This is a genomic window from Shewanella sp. 0m-8 (assembly GCF_052977265.1).
This window is the reverse complement of record NZ_JBRIMB010000042.1, coordinates 1-15558: the sequence shown is the minus strand read 5'-3', so window position 1 is coordinate 15558 and position 15558 is coordinate 1. Positions and strand designations below refer to the sequence as shown.

Annotated in this window: 13 protein-coding genes; 11 read left to right on the top strand and 2 right to left on the bottom strand. The window is 42.9% G+C overall.

What is annotated here, in order from left to right; all coding sequences use genetic code 11:
* Positions 1–62 precede the first annotated feature (62 nt).
* Positions 63–2789 (top strand): DNA gyrase subunit A, encoded by a 2727-nt coding sequence (gyrA, locus tag ACVBIO_RS16680; protein WP_447164535.1) that lies wholly within the window; start codon positions 63–65, stop codon positions 2787–2789.
* 165 nt (positions 2790–2954) lie between these two features.
* Here gyrA and ACVBIO_RS16675 read toward each other — a convergent pair whose 3' ends face one another.
* A complete protein-coding gene (locus tag ACVBIO_RS16675) occupies positions 2955–4112 on the bottom strand; it encodes a serine hydrolase domain-containing protein (protein ID WP_447173041.1) in 1158 nt (385 codons plus the stop codon).
* A 378-nt stretch (positions 4113–4490) separates the two neighbouring features.
* On the opposite strand from ACVBIO_RS16675, the gene serC reads away from it, so the two are divergent.
* Positions 4491–5582 carry a 3-phosphoserine/phosphohydroxythreonine transaminase gene (gene serC / locus ACVBIO_RS16670; RefSeq protein ID WP_447164533.1) on the top strand — a complete coding sequence of 364 codons (1092 nt, stop codon included), beginning with the start codon at positions 4491–4493 and terminating at the stop codon, positions 5580–5582.
* Positions 5583–5702: 120 nt separating this feature from the next.
* Here serC and ACVBIO_RS16665 read toward each other — a convergent pair whose 3' ends face one another.
* Complete coding sequence (locus ACVBIO_RS16665) at positions 5703–6896, bottom strand: amino acid aminotransferase (RefSeq protein WP_447159336.1); 1194 nt, start codon at positions 6894–6896, stop codon at positions 5703–5705.
* A gap of 428 nt (positions 6897–7324) precedes the next feature.
* On the opposite strand from ACVBIO_RS16665, the gene aroA reads away from it, so the two are divergent.
* The 9 genes from aroA (at position 7325) to ACVBIO_RS16620 (ending at position 15457) form a co-directional block, all read left to right on the top strand.
* On the top strand, positions 7325–8605 hold the full coding sequence (aroA, locus tag ACVBIO_RS16660) for a 3-phosphoshikimate 1-carboxyvinyltransferase (RefSeq protein ID WP_447173040.1): 1281 nt from the start codon (positions 7325–7327) through the stop codon (positions 8603–8605).
* Positions 8606–8783: 178 nt separating this feature from the next.
* Positions 8784–9476 (top strand): (d)CMP kinase, encoded by a 693-nt coding sequence (gene cmk / locus ACVBIO_RS16655; protein WP_447159334.1) that lies wholly within the window; start codon positions 8784–8786, stop codon positions 9474–9476.
* A 97-nt stretch (positions 9477–9573) separates the two neighbouring features.
* The gene (gene rpsA / locus ACVBIO_RS16650; protein WP_447159333.1) at positions 9574–11241 is read left to right on the top strand and encodes a 30S ribosomal protein S1; all 1668 of its coding nucleotides are present in this window, start codon (positions 9574–9576) and stop codon (positions 11239–11241) included.
* Between the two features lie 72 nt (positions 11242–11313).
* Positions 11314–11601 (top strand): integration host factor subunit beta, encoded by a 288-nt coding sequence (gene ihfB, locus ACVBIO_RS16645; RefSeq protein WP_447159332.1) that lies wholly within the window; start codon positions 11314–11316, stop codon positions 11599–11601.
* Positions 11602–11723: 122 nt separating this feature from the next.
* A complete protein-coding gene (locus tag ACVBIO_RS16640) occupies positions 11724–12056 on the top strand; it encodes a LapA family protein (RefSeq protein ID WP_447159331.1) in 333 nt (110 codons plus the stop codon).
* A gap of 1 nt (position 12057) precedes the next feature.
* The gene (gene lapB / locus ACVBIO_RS16635) at positions 12058–13218 is read left to right on the top strand and encodes a lipopolysaccharide assembly protein LapB (RefSeq protein ID WP_447159330.1); all 1161 of its coding nucleotides are present in this window, start codon (positions 12058–12060) and stop codon (positions 13216–13218) included.
* 67 nt (positions 13219–13285) lie between these two features.
* Positions 13286–13981 carry an orotidine-5'-phosphate decarboxylase gene (gene pyrF / locus ACVBIO_RS16630; protein ID WP_447159329.1) on the top strand — a complete coding sequence of 232 codons (696 nt, stop codon included), beginning with the start codon at positions 13286–13288 and terminating at the stop codon, positions 13979–13981.
* 75 nt (positions 13982–14056) lie between these two features.
* Positions 14057–14875, top strand: a complete 819-nt coding sequence (locus ACVBIO_RS16625; RefSeq protein ID WP_447164532.1) for an SDR family oxidoreductase — start codon at positions 14057–14059, stop codon at positions 14873–14875.
* Positions 14876–14914: 39 nt separating this feature from the next.
* The gene (locus ACVBIO_RS16620) at positions 14915–15457 is read left to right on the top strand and encodes a DUF2058 domain-containing protein (protein ID WP_447159327.1); all 543 of its coding nucleotides are present in this window, start codon (positions 14915–14917) and stop codon (positions 15455–15457) included.
* The last annotated feature ends 101 nt before the right edge of the window (positions 15458–15558 follow it).

Genomic DNA, 15558 nt, shown 5'->3' with positions numbered 1-15558 from the left:
TCAAGCATAGCTATTCTAGGAAATAGGAATAGCACGCTAAATTTCAGGGGATCGAGCAGTTTATGACTGATCTGGCTTCATCTATAACACCAATTAATATTGAAGACGAATTAAAAAATTCATACTTAGATTACGCTATGAGCGTAATTGTTGGCCGTGCACTGCCTGACGTTCGTGACGGTTTAAAACCGGTACATCGCCGCGTATTATTCGCCATGAGCGAATTGAAAAACGACTGGAATAAGCCTTATAAAAAGTCTGCCCGTGTCGTAGGTGATGTAATCGGTAAATATCACCCACATGGTGATACAGCGGTATATGACACAATCGTTCGTTTGGCCCAGCCTTTCTCTATGCGCTATCCACTTATTGACGGTCAAGGTAACTTCGGTTCAGTTGACGGCGATGCGGCGGCAGCAATGCGTTATACCGAAATCCGTATGGACAAGGTGGCACATCAGCTTTTAGCCGATCTAGAGAAAGAGACCGTTGACTTTGTGCCAAACTACGATGGCACCGAGTTTATTCCTGCTGTTTTACCTACACGGATCCCAACACTGCTGGTGAACGGTTCGTCAGGTATTGCTGTTGGTATGGCAACGAACATTCCTCCGCATAACATAAGCGAAGTGATTGCTGGTTGCTTAGCGCTAATCGAAGATCCTGCCTTATCTATTGAACAGCTGATGGACTACATTCCGGGTCCTGACTTCCCAACGGCTGCAATCATTAATGGCCGCAAGGGCATTATCGATGCATATAAGACAGGCCGTGGCCGCGCAGTGATGCGTGCACGTGCAGATATTGAAGAAGAGAATAGTCGTGAGCGTATTATTGTTCACGAAATTCCTTATCAAGTTAACAAAGCGCGTTTAATTGAAAAAATTGCCGAGCTTGTTAAAGATAAGAAAATTGAAGGTATCAGTGGCTTACGCGACGAGTCTGATAAAGACGGTATGCGTATTGTTATCGAAATCAAGCGTGGCGAAGTGGGTGAGGTTGTACTAAATAACCTTTATGCACAGACCCAAATGCAGTGCTCTTTTGGTATTAACATGGTTGCACTGACCAATGGTCAGCCTAAACTATTTAACCTTAAAGAGATGCTAGAGTGCTTTATTCTTCACCGTCGTGAAGTGGTAACGCGTCGTACGGTATTTGAACTGCGTAAAGCACGCGAACGCGCTCACATCCTTGAAGCGTTAGCAGTTGCATTAGCTAACATCGATCCAATTATTGCGTTGATTAAAGCCTCTCCAACGCCTGCTGAAGCAAAAGTTAAACTTGTTGCACAAGGCTGGGAGCTTGGACATGTTAAAGGCATGCTTGAAAAAGCAGGCGATGACGCAGCTCGTCCAGAATGGCTTGAACCAGAGTTCGGGATCCGTGACGACCAGTACTACCTGACTGAGCAGCAAGCTCAAGCGATCCTTGAACTACGTTTACACCGTTTAACCGGTCTAGAACATGACAAGATCATTGCTGAATATGAAGAGCTTCTAGAAATTATTGCTGCACTACTATTTATTCTTGGTAGTCCACAACGTTTGATGGAAGTGATTAAAGAAGAGCTTGAAGAAGTATTAACAAACTTTGGTGATGAGCGACGTACTGTTATTAACGCTAACGAAGTTGATATGAGTCTTGAAGATCTAATCAATGAAGAAGACGTTGTTGTGACGCTTTCTCACTTAGGTTATGCCAAATATCAAGTACTGTCTGATTACCAAGCCCAGCGTCGTGGTGGTAAAGGTAAAGCTGCAACTAAAGTGAAAGACGAAGATTTCGTTGAGAAACTATTGGTTGCTAACACCCATGATACCATCTTGTGCTTCTCTGATTTTGGTAAGATGTACTGGCTTAAAGTCTATCAATTACCATTGGCAAGCCGTACAGCTCGTGGTCGCCCAATCGTTAACCTATTGCCATTGGCTGAAGGTGAGCGTATTACTGCAATTCTACCTGTACGTGAATATGCTGAAGATAAGTACATTATCATGGCAACATCACACGGTACGGTTAAGAAAACTGCACTAACGGCTTACAGCAATCCTCGTGCAAACGGTATTATTGCGGTTAACCTAAAAGATGGCGATCAGCTGATTGGTGTTGATATTACCGATGGTAATGACGATATCATGCTGTTCTCTAACGAAGGTAAAGTTGTCCGTTTTAACGAGAAGGCTCGTAGCTCTGAAACTGGTGAAGTTAAGATTGATCCAGAAACAGGCGAAGAGGTTGTTGCGCTACGTGCTATGGGACGTACTGCAACGGGTGTGCGTGGTATTAAGCTGGAAGATGGCCAAACGGTTGTATCGCTAATCGTACCTAAAGGCGATGGTGCAATCTTAACGGTAACTGAAAACGGTTACGGTAAGCGTACTGATCTATCTGAGTACCCAGCGAAGAGCCGCGGTACTAAAGGTGTGGTTTCAATTAAAGTTAGCGAACGTAACGGCGCCGTAGTGGGTGCAGTACAAGTTGGCGGCAATGATGAAATCATGTTGATCAGTAACAAAGGTACCTTGGTAAGAACACCTGCTGAAGGTGTATCGACCATTGGCCGTAACACCCAGGGCGTTACTATCATCCGTACAGCGGAAGATGAAAAAGTCGTGGGCCTACAGCGTATCGATGAAATTCAAGTTCCTGAAGTTGAGCTAGATGAAGAGGGAAACCCAATCATCACTGAAGCGACTGCAGAAACTGAAGGTCAAGCTGATGTAAGCACTACTGATGTATCAGATGCAGCAGCGCAGAGCGATGAAACGCCAACAACTGAAGACTAATATCAATCAATTTGATTATTAATCTCAATAAAAAAGGATGCCATTGGCATCCTTTTTTGTTTTCGGCATCAACATAAATACAGGGGGACTTTTTAGAATCAAAGCTCTGCAATATACATCCCTTGAGTATTCTATATTGCTCTATTTATAGTATTAAATGAGGCGTCAATTACCTGCTTTATCGGCTTGCTTAAAAGCATCACGCCAAAACTCAGAGCTTAATTTCGCAATAACTCGTGACTCGCCATTTAATAACATAGCCATACCGATATTTAACTCTGGAGAGTAGGAAACTTCAGCGACATAACCAGCAACCCAGCCCGCATGATAAATAAGTGGTCGACCGTCAAACTCATATACGCGCCAGCCTTTGCCGTAATGGGCGCTATTAAGATACGCTCGCCAATCACGACGATGCAACTCTTTGGTGGTCTTGACCCCAGGGGTGGTTACATCTAGCAATACCGTTTCACTGAGCACCTCAGGATTTTGGCCTAAATTTGCTATAAGCCATTTTGATAGATCAGTAATACTGGCATTAACACCTGCGGCGGGAGCCAGTTGATAATAATTTGATTTTACCTTTACTTGTTTAAAGCCATATTTTGTTTTGATATGAGGCTCTGCGCGATTGCTGGTTTGTTGAAAAGCGTTAAAGCCAACCGATGCGGTGTCCATCGCTAACGGCGAGAAAATGCGTTGTTGCAGTAAGTCTGAGTAACTGGATGCAGATTGCTGCTCAATTGCGGTTTGGATAAAGGAGAACGCGACATTTTGGTAGCCATAACATACGCCGGGTTTACAGATAGGGGTTAGCTCATCAAACTTGCTGATGATTTTAGCCACCTTGACGTTACTATCGACTAGGTTGTCATAACTATTGGGCATTAAGCCTGTGCTGTGGCCGATCACGTGGCCGAGATTAATTTGCTTAGCCATCTGCTGTTTAGCTAAAGTGAATTCGGGTAAATAGTTCACTATAGGTTGTTGCCAGTCTAACTTATTTTCTTCAACCAATATGCTCGCTAACGTGCCTGCAAAGGTTTTAGAAACAGAAGCGAGTCTAAACACGGTATTAGCATTAACATTTTTGTTGCTGCCTTTGCTGCGCTTGCCATAACTGCTTAATTTGATCACTTTGTCAGCATCAACGATGACAAAAGCGCCGCCGGGCACTTTATTGACTTTTAACTCTCGATGGAAACGTTGTTTGAAGCTATCAGCAAGCGTCGTATATTGAGAGGGGGCGGCATAGGCATGCTGCAGAGTAAAAGTCGCACCGATTGATAATGTGCCGATAACCAACATCGATTTAAAAAACATGGACAGATCCAATATGCCGTTAAAACGGTCTGTTTAGTATATTCGTTGCAACTTAACCAAATAACAATGCATGTTTATGCTGATTGCTATCTGTTATTGTTAAGTACAAAATATTAGGCTACTCGTTGTGTGAGTAAGTGGTGTATCTAAGTGAGTGGTGTCATCAATACTCACAATTCGCTACTCACATCTAGCCTAGGTATTATTTTAACGATAATGCTAACAAAAGCAGTTATTAAATTTATAAATAGTGACTTGCTTACATCAACGTTAAGAGTGATTTTATTTTTATGTTAGCTTCTAAAGCGTTGGGATATAATGCTAAAAAGAATGCTAATACTCCACTATTTCTACTGATAATAATAGAAGGACAATACTGTGAGCGCGATTTTTAACTTCTGTGCAGGCCCTGCCATGTTACCCGCACCTGTAATGCAAAAGGCTCAGAAAGAGCTATTGAACTGGAATGACCAAGGTGTTTCCGTTATGGAGGTGAGTCATCGAAGTAAAGAATTTATCGCGTTAACTGAACAAGCTGACACTGATTTACGTCAGTTAATGGATATACCGGCCAATTATCACGTGTTGTTTATGCATGGTGGTGGTCGCGGCCAATTTTCGGCTGTTGTGAATAATTTTTTAGGCAACAATGGAAAAGCACTCTATTTAGTCGATGGTAGCTGGTCTCAGGCGGCGGTTGAAGAAGCAAAAAAAATAGCCGGTGAAGACAATGTTGATGTTATCGACATTGTCAGTGTTGTAGAGGGAAAGAAACAGATCTCGCTTCCTGACCTGACTCAAATTGATAAAGATTACCGATATGTACACTACTGTCCAAATGAGACCGTTGATGGTATCGAAATTTTTGAAAGCATTAACAGTCCTTGGCCTGTTATTGCTGATATGTCATCTAATATTTTGTCACGTACAATCGACGTGAGTCAGTTCGGGCTAATTTATGCTGGCGCGCAAAAGAACATTGGTCCATCGGGCTTAAGTATCGTTATTGTGCGTGATGATATGCTTTCTTTATCGAGCTTGCCGCAATCGTCAATTATGGATTATCGCTTAGCGGTTAAACATGACTCCATGTACAACACGCCACCGACGTTTGCTTGGTATTTGGCCGCAGAAGTCTTTAGCTGGTTGAAAAGTGTTGGTGGTGTTTCCCAGATGGAACAGATCAATATTGAAAAGGCTGCGCGCCTATATCAGTGTATTGATGAATTAGGTTTTTATGTCTGTGACGTTGCAAAACAAAATCGAAGCCGCATGAATGTCACTTTTAAACTGACAAATGCTGATTTAGATTCGAAGTTTCTAGAGGATGCAAAAGCTGCAGGCCTCGTAGCCTTAAAAGGTCATCGAAGCGTTGGTGGTATGCGGGCTAGTTTATACAATGCTATGCCATTGGCCGGTGTAGATGCGTTAGTTAACTTTATGAAAGCGTTTGCTGCGAAACATAGCTAGACATCGTTTAAAACTAAATCAAAAAAGCCGATAATAGCGATATTATCGGCTTTTTAGTTATTGTTCTAATGAGGTTCACGTTAAATTTAATCAAGCTTGAACGAATCGTTTACCTCTATACTAAGAAATCACTTTCGCAATTGATTCTGCGAGGTAATCAATATTCCCAGTTCCAATGCCTGCAATACTAATCCGGCTTGAGTCTACCATGTAGACGCTATAATGCTCTTGCAGTTCAGCAACCTCTGTTGGGGTTATCCCAAGAAAAGAGAACATGCCTTTTTGCTTGGCGATAAAGTCAAAGTTACGTTGAACGCCTTTCTCTTTAAGCTTATTAACCAGCATTACACGGTTACCGTTAATACGCTCACGCATTACGGTTAATTCGTTTAACCATTCTTGTTTTAGTGTGTCTGAACCTAAAATGGTTTCGACAATAGCAGCGCCATGAGCTGGCGGCATTGAGTAGATACAACGTACTACGTACAAAAGCACTGAAAATGCGATATCTGCGCGTATTGCATCACTGCCGATAATTGAGCAGGATCCAATTCGTTCACGGTATAAGCCAAAATTCTTAGAGCAAGAACTACACAGGATCATATTGTTAACCGCTGCAGCCATTTTACGCACGCCATAGGCATCTTCATCAACACCATCACCAAAACCCTGGTAAGCCATATCGATAAGAGGAGTGAAACCTTGTCGACTGGTGAGTGAAATAATCTCATCCCACTGTGATGGACTTAAGTCCATACCACTTGGGTTATGACAGCATGCATGCAGTAGCACAACATCTTCTTCGCTCACCTTGGCCAAGGCGGCTTTCATCTCGTCAAACTTGAGTGACTTTGTATCGTAGTTATAATAGGGATAGGTTTTAACTGTGATCCCCGCCGCTTCAAACAGGCCAGTATGATTTGCCCAAGTAGGATCGCTAACCCAGAGTATGGCATTTGGATTGCATCGCTTGATAAAATCAGCAGCAACTCGAAGTGCCCCAGTACCGCCAGGGGTCGACACTGTACGAACTCGGTTGGCTAAAATAACCGGGTTATCTAAACCAAAAGCGAGCTCAGTAATTAACCTGTTGAAATCACCTGAACCTGTAGGGCCGATGTAAACTTTAGTTGACTCTGTCTCTAATCTAAACTTTTCTGCTTTTTTAACACAAGACAAAATTGGGGTGTGACCCGACTCATCTTTATAGACTCCAACACCTAAGTCTACTTTTTGGCAATGGTCATCTTCACGATATTTAGTCAGTAACCCAAGGATTGGATCGGCAGGCATAGCGGTCAATTTGTTGAACATGGCTCCATTTACCTTCTCTGTTGTTGGCTGTTTTATTGATCATTATCTTTATTAACTTAGAGTAACGTATATAACCTAGCGATGAACAGTATTGCGGTATATTTTGATCCTGAAAGTTGTTGGAATATTATGATTCCACTTAAAGTTAATAGGTAATAATTGGCTGTTGTAAGCCGAGTGAAACTGTGAATTATTACTACTTGAGTATAATTTGTCTTGTAAAGGATGATTTTTATAAAAAAGTGTTGAATCCTGCGCAGCAATGAGTAACTTTATATCTACGAAGTTCAAACAAACGCGTAGACGGCTGTCATTTTGTCGTGATGACCTTAAATCCTATCAAATTAGGAGTAATGCTGTCTTGCATGAACATCTACTGTTAACCCGCAGGCGAGTTTGACTCCTGCAGTAATAATAAGAAGTACGCAATGAATCAATTACGTTTAGAGCCGATAAAAAAAGTATCAGGTACGGTTAATATTCCTGGTTCAAAGAGCATTTCAAATCGTGCTTTATTATTGGCGACTCTCGCTAGTGGAACCACGACACTCACCAATTTACTCGACTCAGACGATATTCGTTATATGTTGGCCTCACTTAAGCAACTCGGCGTCAACTATCGTTTATCGAATAACAATACCGTGTGTGAATTAGATGGCTTAGCCGGTACTTTAAACGCGAGTGAGCCGCAAAGCTTGTTTTTAGGAAACGCAGGTACAGCAATGCGCCCATTATGTGCTGCACTAACATTAGGCCAAGGTGAGTTTACGTTAACAGGTGAGCCGCGTATGGAAGAGCGTCCTATTGGCGATCTGGTCGATGCGCTGCGCCAACTCGGTGCCGAAGTGAGTTACCTTAAAAATGAGGGTTTTCCGCCACTGCATATTACCTCAACGGGGTTAAATGGTGGCAATGTTGAGATAGCTGGCGATCTGTCCAGCCAGTTTTTAACCGCACTGCTGATGGTTGCACCGCTAGCTCAAGACGATGTAAATATTCAAATTAAAGGTGAGCTAGTCTCAAAACCTTATATCGATATTACCTTAGCCTTAATGGAGCAGTTTGGCGTTAAGGTTACAAATAACGACTACGCTTCATTTGAGATCAAGACTGGTCAACGTTATGTCTCTCCAGGCAAAGTACTGGTTGAAGGTGACGCGTCATCGGCTTCTTATTTTCTTGCCGCCGGTGCGATTCAAGGTGGAAAAGTTAAGGTCACAGGTGTAGGCAAGCTCAGCATTCAAGGTGATGTTAAGTTTGCAGACGTACTCGAAAAAATGGGGGCTGAGATAGAGTGGGGCGATGATTATATTATTGCTCGTCAAGCTAAGCTAACAGCAGTTGATCTTGATATGAACCATATACCAGACGCAGCAATGACAATTGCGACGGCGGCACTGTTTGCGACCGGTACAACCCGTATTCGTAATATTTATAATTGGCGGATTAAAGAAACCGACCGTTTAGCGGCAATGGCAACTGAACTGCGAAAGGTCGGTGCTATAGTCGATGAAGGACATGACTATATCAGCGTAACGCCACCCGCTAAGCTAAATACTGCAGCAATTGATACCTATAATGATCACCGAATGGCGATGTGTTTCTCTATGATGGCGTTTGCGGATTGCGGGATCACCATTAATGAGCCTGAATGTACCTCTAAGACATTCCCAGATTATTTCAAACAATTTAACGCGCTTGCTAGATAAGCGTTACCCCAACAAGCAGTAATACGCTTCAGGTTAACCTTGGCTAACCTGAAGATTTGCTGAACCAAGTTCCCGAATATTTGAATTTTTTGCCGCTTTCTAAACTTACATGGTTTATAATGCGCGCGCTCATTTTTCGGTTATATCAAGGAAGATGGAATTTCTTGTGGAGGATTTTATGTCAGAAAGGGCGCCTGTTGTCACTGTTGACGGCCCAAGCGGTGCGGGAAAAGGTACTATTAGTCAGTTACTTGCTGAGCGATTAGGCTACAAGTTACTCGATAGTGGTGCGATTTACCGTGTATTAGCCTTAGCCGCTATTCATCACAACGTAGAACTAGATAATGAAGAGTCGTTAACCTTACTTGCCGCACATTTAGATGTGCAGTTTGTGACGGGTAATGAAGCTAAAGGGATTAAAGTCGTTTTAGAGGGTGAGGATGTATCAATAACCATCCGCAGCCAAGAATGCTCTAACGCGGCATCAAAAGTTGCGGCATTCCCACGAGTTAGGGAAGCGCTATTGCGTCGTCAGCGTGCATTTGCAGAAGCACCAGGCTTGATTGCTGACGGCCGTGATATGGGAACGATCGTATTTCCAGCTACGCCAGCTAAATTGTATTTGACAGCAACGGCGGAAGAAAGGGCGCAAAGGCGCTATAATCAGTTGCAGGACAAGGGCTTCGATGTTAATATCGATCAACTTTTGTCTGAGATAAAAGAGCGTGACGACCGCGATATGAATCGTAGTGTCGCTCCTTTGGTACCTGCCGAAGACGCACTGATTATCGATACGACTAACATTAATATTGAAGATGTGTTGGACTTAGCACTAACGCATATTCATCAAAAGCTCCAAGTACCAGCGTAAGCGGGTACTTAACTATTCGTCACATGGATGAGATGAATTATTATACTGACTCCACGTCCAGGATGGTCCGTGGTTTATTAAAGAAAGTAACTTAAACATGACTGAATCTTTTGCTGATCTATTTGAACAATCCCTTGAAACTCTAGAGTTCCGTCCAGGTTCTATCGTACGTGGTGTAGTTGTAGCCATCGAAAACGGTATGGTACTTGTTGACGCAGGTCTTAAGTCTGAAAGCCCAATCCCAGCTGAACAGTTCAAGAACGCTCAAGGCGCTCTAGAAATCGCAGTTGGCGACGAAGTTGACGTAGCGCTTGACTCTGTAGAAGATGGTTTCGGTGAGACTCAACTTTCTCGTGAGAAAGCTAAGCGTCACGAAGCTTGGATCGTTCTAGAAAAAGCGTACGAAGATGCTGAAACTGTAATCGGTATCATCAATGGTAAGGTTAAAGGCGGTTTCACTGTTGAATTAAACGGTATCCGTGCATTCCTACCAGGTTCTCTAGTTGACGTTCGCCCAGTTCGCGATACAGCTCACCTAGAAAACAAAGAATTAGAATTCAAAGTTATCAAGCTTGACCAGAAGCGTAACAACGTTGTTGTTTCTCGTCGTGCAGTTATCGAATCAGAAAGCAGTGCAGAGCGTGATGCTCTTCTTGAGAACCTTCAAGAAGGTCAAGCAGTTAAGGGTATCGTTAAGAACCTTACTGACTACGGTGCATTCGTTGATCTTGGTGGTGTTGACGGTCTTCTACATATCACTGATATGGCTTGGAAGCGTGTTAAGCACCCATCTGAAATCGTTAATGTTGGTGACGAAATCAACGTTAAAGTTCTTAAGTATGACCGTGAGCGTACACGCGTATCACTAGGTCTTAAGCAACTTGGCGAAGATCCATGGTTAGAAATCAGCAAGCGCTACCCAGAAAACACACGTTTGACTGGTCGCGTAACTAACCTAACTGACTACGGTTGTTTCGTTGAAATTGAAGAAGGCGTTGAAGGTCTTGTTCACGTTTCTGAAATGGATTGGACTAACAAGAACATCCACCCATCTAAGGTTGTTAACCTAGGTGATGAAGTTGAAGTTCTAGTTCTTGACATCGATGAAGAGCGTCGTCGTATTTCTCTAGGTCTTAAGCAATGTAAAGTTAACCCATGGGATGATTTCGCTGAGCGTTTCAACAAAGGCGACAAGGTTTCTGGTAAGATCAAGTCAATCACTGACTTCGGTATCTTCATCGGTCTTGACGGCGGCATCGACGGTCTAGTTCACCTTTCTGACATTTCTTGGAACGGTACTGGCGAAGATGCAGTTTCTGAATACAAGAAAGGCGATGAAATCCACGCTGTAGTTCTTTCTGTAGACCCAGAGCGCGAGCGCATCAGTTTAGGCGTTAAGCAAACTGAAGACGATCCATTCAACGCATACCTTGCTGATAAGAAGAAAGGTGTTGTAGTAAATGGTGTTGTTACTGCAGTTGACGCAAAAGGTGTTACAATTGAACTAGCTGAGACTGTTGAAGGTTACCTTCGCGTTTCAGATATCTCTCGTGAGCGTATCGAAGATGCATCAACAGTTTACTCTGTAGGTGACAAAGTCGAGTCTAAGTTCATGGGTGTGGATCGTAAGAACCGCACTATCAGCCTATCTATACGTGCGAAAGATGAAGCTGAAGAGAAAGAAGCAATGGCTAGCTTGAACAGCCAAGATGACGCTGTAATGAGCAGCGCTATGGCTGAAGCGTTCAAAGCAGCTCGTAAATAATCGCCTTGACGTTCAGGGGTGCTTGCACCCCTAAAAGGTGACTGTATTTGGCTTGATAATAGAGGATATAGGATGACTAAGTCCGAGCTAATCGAAAAACTTGCCACTAGGCAGTCGCAGCTGTCTGCGAAAGAAGTGGAAGCCGCTATCAAAGAAATGTTGGAGCAAATGGCTGATACATTGGAAACTGGAGATCGTATAGAGATCCGTGGATTTGGTAGTTTCTCACTTCATTATCGTGCACCACGCACTGGCCGTAACCCAAAGACTGGTACTTCAGTCGAATTGGAAGGCAAGTATGTACCGCACTTTAAGCCAGGCAAAGAACTGCGCGAACGTGTTGATGCAATCAACGCGTAATTTACATCGTATTAAAAGCCTCCATTAGGAGGCTTTTTTATACCTAAAACTTAGGTATAACTAGCTAGTTTACTCATTTTCTTAGATAATCAAAGCTTACCAACGCGTTCATGGAGCTTAACGTGAAGTCATTTATCATTGCCTTTTTAGTCGCTGCATTTTTTTTCTTAGCGCTTATTTTTGGTGCTCGTAACGAACAAGTCGTGACAATTAGTTACTTTGTTGCTCAAGGTGAATTTAGATTACCTGTGGTTCTTGCATTTGTGTTTTTAGCTGGCTTTCTAGTGAGCTGGATATTTGCCATGTACCATATCGCGGGTCTTAAATTAGCCCTACGTCGTGCGAATAAAAAGTTGCACAACGCTCAAGAGAAACAAGAATTAAATCAAGCAACTGAATCTAAAGTTAAGACCATGGTTGTTAATCCAAGCGCAGACAAAGAAGTAGACGCTTAATATGTTAGAGATCCTCTTTCTGCTTCTTCCTATAGCTGCCGGGTATGGTTGGTATATGGGACGCAGAAGTGTCAGGCAAAAACAGACAAATCAAAGAAAGCAGCTAAGTCGTGACTACTTCACAGGGCTTAACTTTCTTTTGTCGAACGAATCAGATAAAGCGGTTGATTTGTTTATCAGCATGCTTGATGTAGACGATGACACTATTGATACCCATCTCTCCTTAGGTTCGCTATTTAGAAAGCGAGGCGAAGTAGATCGCTCGATCCGCATTCATCAAAACCTTATCGCAAGACCAAGCCTCACCACTGAGCAACGAGATCTAGCCATGATGGAACTGGGTAAGGATTATCTCGCTGCAGGTTTTTATGACAGAGCAGAAGAGATCTTTATCAATCTCGTTAATCAGGACGATCATAGTGAAGAAGCTGAAACTCAACTGATTGCTATCTATCAAGTGACCAAAGATTGGCAAAAAGCGATAGATATTATCAAGAAGTTGAAGCGTAAACGTCAGCACGACCTTAAACACGATACTGCGCATTTTTACTGTGAACTCGCCGACGAGACTGAAGATGTCGCATTAAAACTTAAGAACCTTCAGCTAGCGATTAAGCAAGATAGTCGATGTGCACGAGCCTTGTTAGCACTTGCGGAGCAATACTTAAAGCAAGAAGAGTTTAAGGCATGCAAGCAAAGCATAGAGAAATTGCTCACCACTGATATCGATTTTTTGCCTGATGCATTAGCAATCGCAAAACAAGCCTACTTAGTGACCAATGATAGCAGCGGTTATCAAGAGCTTCTAAGAGAAGCAATAGAGAATGGTGCTGGTGCCAGTATAACCATAACCCTTGCTCAGCACATGATTGAGCAAGGTCATCCCAAAGACGCAGAAAAATTAATCATGGAAGGCCTGATTAGGCATCCGACGATGAAAAGCTTTCAGCACCTTATGAAAATGCATCTACAGCAAGCTGAAGAAGGACAAGCCAAACAGAGTTTGACCATGCTTGAGCAGTTAGTAGAGCAACAGATTAAATATAGACCTGGATATCGCTGCAGAGAATGTGGCTTCCCATCCCATAGGCTATATTGGCATTGCCCCTCATGTAAGCATTGGGGGAGTATAAAAAGGATTAGAGGCCTAGACGGTGAATAACCGTTAGTGCTGCTGATTGACCAACAAAAAATAATACAACTTACACCGCAAAGCGATTGGAGAAACAATGACTGACAAGCCTATTTTAGTTGCCCTAGACTACGATAATAAAAATGATGCTTTGCAGCTTATCGATCAATTAGACCCGGACATGTGCAGACTGAAAGTCGGCAAAGAGATGTTTACGCTGTTTGGCCCACAATTAGTTACTGACATTCATAATCGTGGCTTTGATTTGTTCCTGGATCTTAAGTTTCACGACATACCAAACACAGTCGCTAAAGCGGTAACTGCAGCTGCAGAGCTTGGCGTTTGGATGACGAACATCCATGCATCAGGTGGACTCGCAATGATGCAAGCTGCTAAGCGTGCACTAGAACCCTACGGTGATAACGCGCCTTTGTTAATCGCTGTGACGGTATTAACATCAATGAGCGATGAAGAGCTGAAGCTACTTGGCATCAATGTACCGGCTTCAGAACATGTTTTACGCTTAGCGGCGTTGACTAAACAAGCTGGTCTTGATGGTGTAGTTTGTTCAGCACAGGAATCTAGCATATTAAAGGCTACGTTCGGTGATGACTTCAAACTCATCACACCGGGTATTCGCCCTGCGGGTTCTGACAAAGGCGATCAACATCGAGTGATGACACCCGCTGAAGCGCTTGCTGCAGGTTCTGATTATTTAGTGATTGGCCGTCCAATTACAAAAGCAGCAGATCCGCTTAAGGCATTGCAAGCAATCTATCAAACGATTGCATAATTAGCTTTCGCCTTGTAGGTTAGTTTCAAATTGTTATTTACTGGTTTGAAATAAACTTAATGAGGAGAAGTGACCATGTTTAGCTATCAAGGAAAGAATGTTGTCGTTGTTGGCGGTACCAGTGGCATAAACTTAGGTATCGCTATTCGCTTCTCTCAAGCCGGTGCAAATGTGGCAGTGGCGAGTCGCAGCGCAACTAAAGTCGATGCCGCTGTTGAGCAATTAAAACTCGCTAATCCAGAAGGAAAGCATTTCGGTGTTTGTTTTGACGTAAGAGATCTCGAAGCATTGAAACTGGGCTTTGCTGTAATTGCTGATACATTTGTTCATATTGATGTCTTAGTCAGTGGCGCTGCGGGTAACTTCCCATCATCGGCAGAGAACCTGTCAGAGAATGGTTTTAAGTCAGTCATGGACATAGACCTTTTAGGTAGCTTTCAGGTGCTTAAGCAAGGCTTTGCACTGATTAAAGAGCAGGGCGGCGCCATCATTCAGATCTCTGCACCACAAGCTTATGTACCCATGCCAATGCAGGTGCATGTTTGCGCGGCTAAAGCTGGGGTCGATATGCTGACCAAGACATTGGCGATAGAGTGGGGCTGCAAGGGCATTAGGATCAACTCAATTGTTCCTGGGCCGATTGCAGGAACGGAAGGCTTTGATAGGTTAGCCCCTACCGCCGAGTTACAAGCTCATGTTGCTAAAGGCGTGCCTTTAAGACGTAACGGCAGTTGTGATGATATTGCCAATGCGGCACTATTTCTAGCATCTGACATGGCGTCCTACATTACGGGTACCGTTTTACCTGTTGATGGTGGATGGTCTCTAGGTGGTGCGGGCGCGGCTATTGCCGAGATAGGGCAATTAGCTAAACGCAATTATGTAAAAGAATAAGTCGATTAAGAGTAATCGTTAAATTAGAGATTTATAGTTATGGCAAATCCATTTCAAGAGCAGTTGTTAAAAGCTGGCTTAGTCAGTAAGCAAAAAGTTAGAGATACTAAAACTCAGAAGCGTCGCGATAGAAAGGCTAAAGTCGACGATGGCTCTGATACACTGAAACAAGAAATAGCAGCTAAAAAACAAGCTCAGATTGATAAAGATAAGCAACTGAACGAGCAACGTTTTGCAGAAGCGTCTGAGAAAGGTTTAGTACGTGGATTAGTAACAGAATTTAGAAATTGTGTTATTAAGCCGCCAAAAGATGCTGAAATTAAGTTTAACTTCACTTTTGAAAATAAAATCTTCTCACTTTATGTAAATGAGAAAATGCAAAGTGAATTGCTTAACGGCCATTTAGGTATTGTCAGACACGAAGAGGTGAGTTACTTAGTACCGCATAAGCTGGCTGAACGAGTGAACCTTCTTGTACCTACTTGGATTGGCTACTTATGGTCTCAAGAAGATAATACAGAGATTGTAGAAGAAGATGATCCGTATGCAGATTATGTTATTCCAGACGATCTTATGTGGTAAGCATTACTGTATATTTACCCATTGACGAGGGTGTAACAGATTCTGTGTAACTGCAGTTTTAGTTAATATGTTTCACAAGTCTGTCTTCAAACTCAATAATA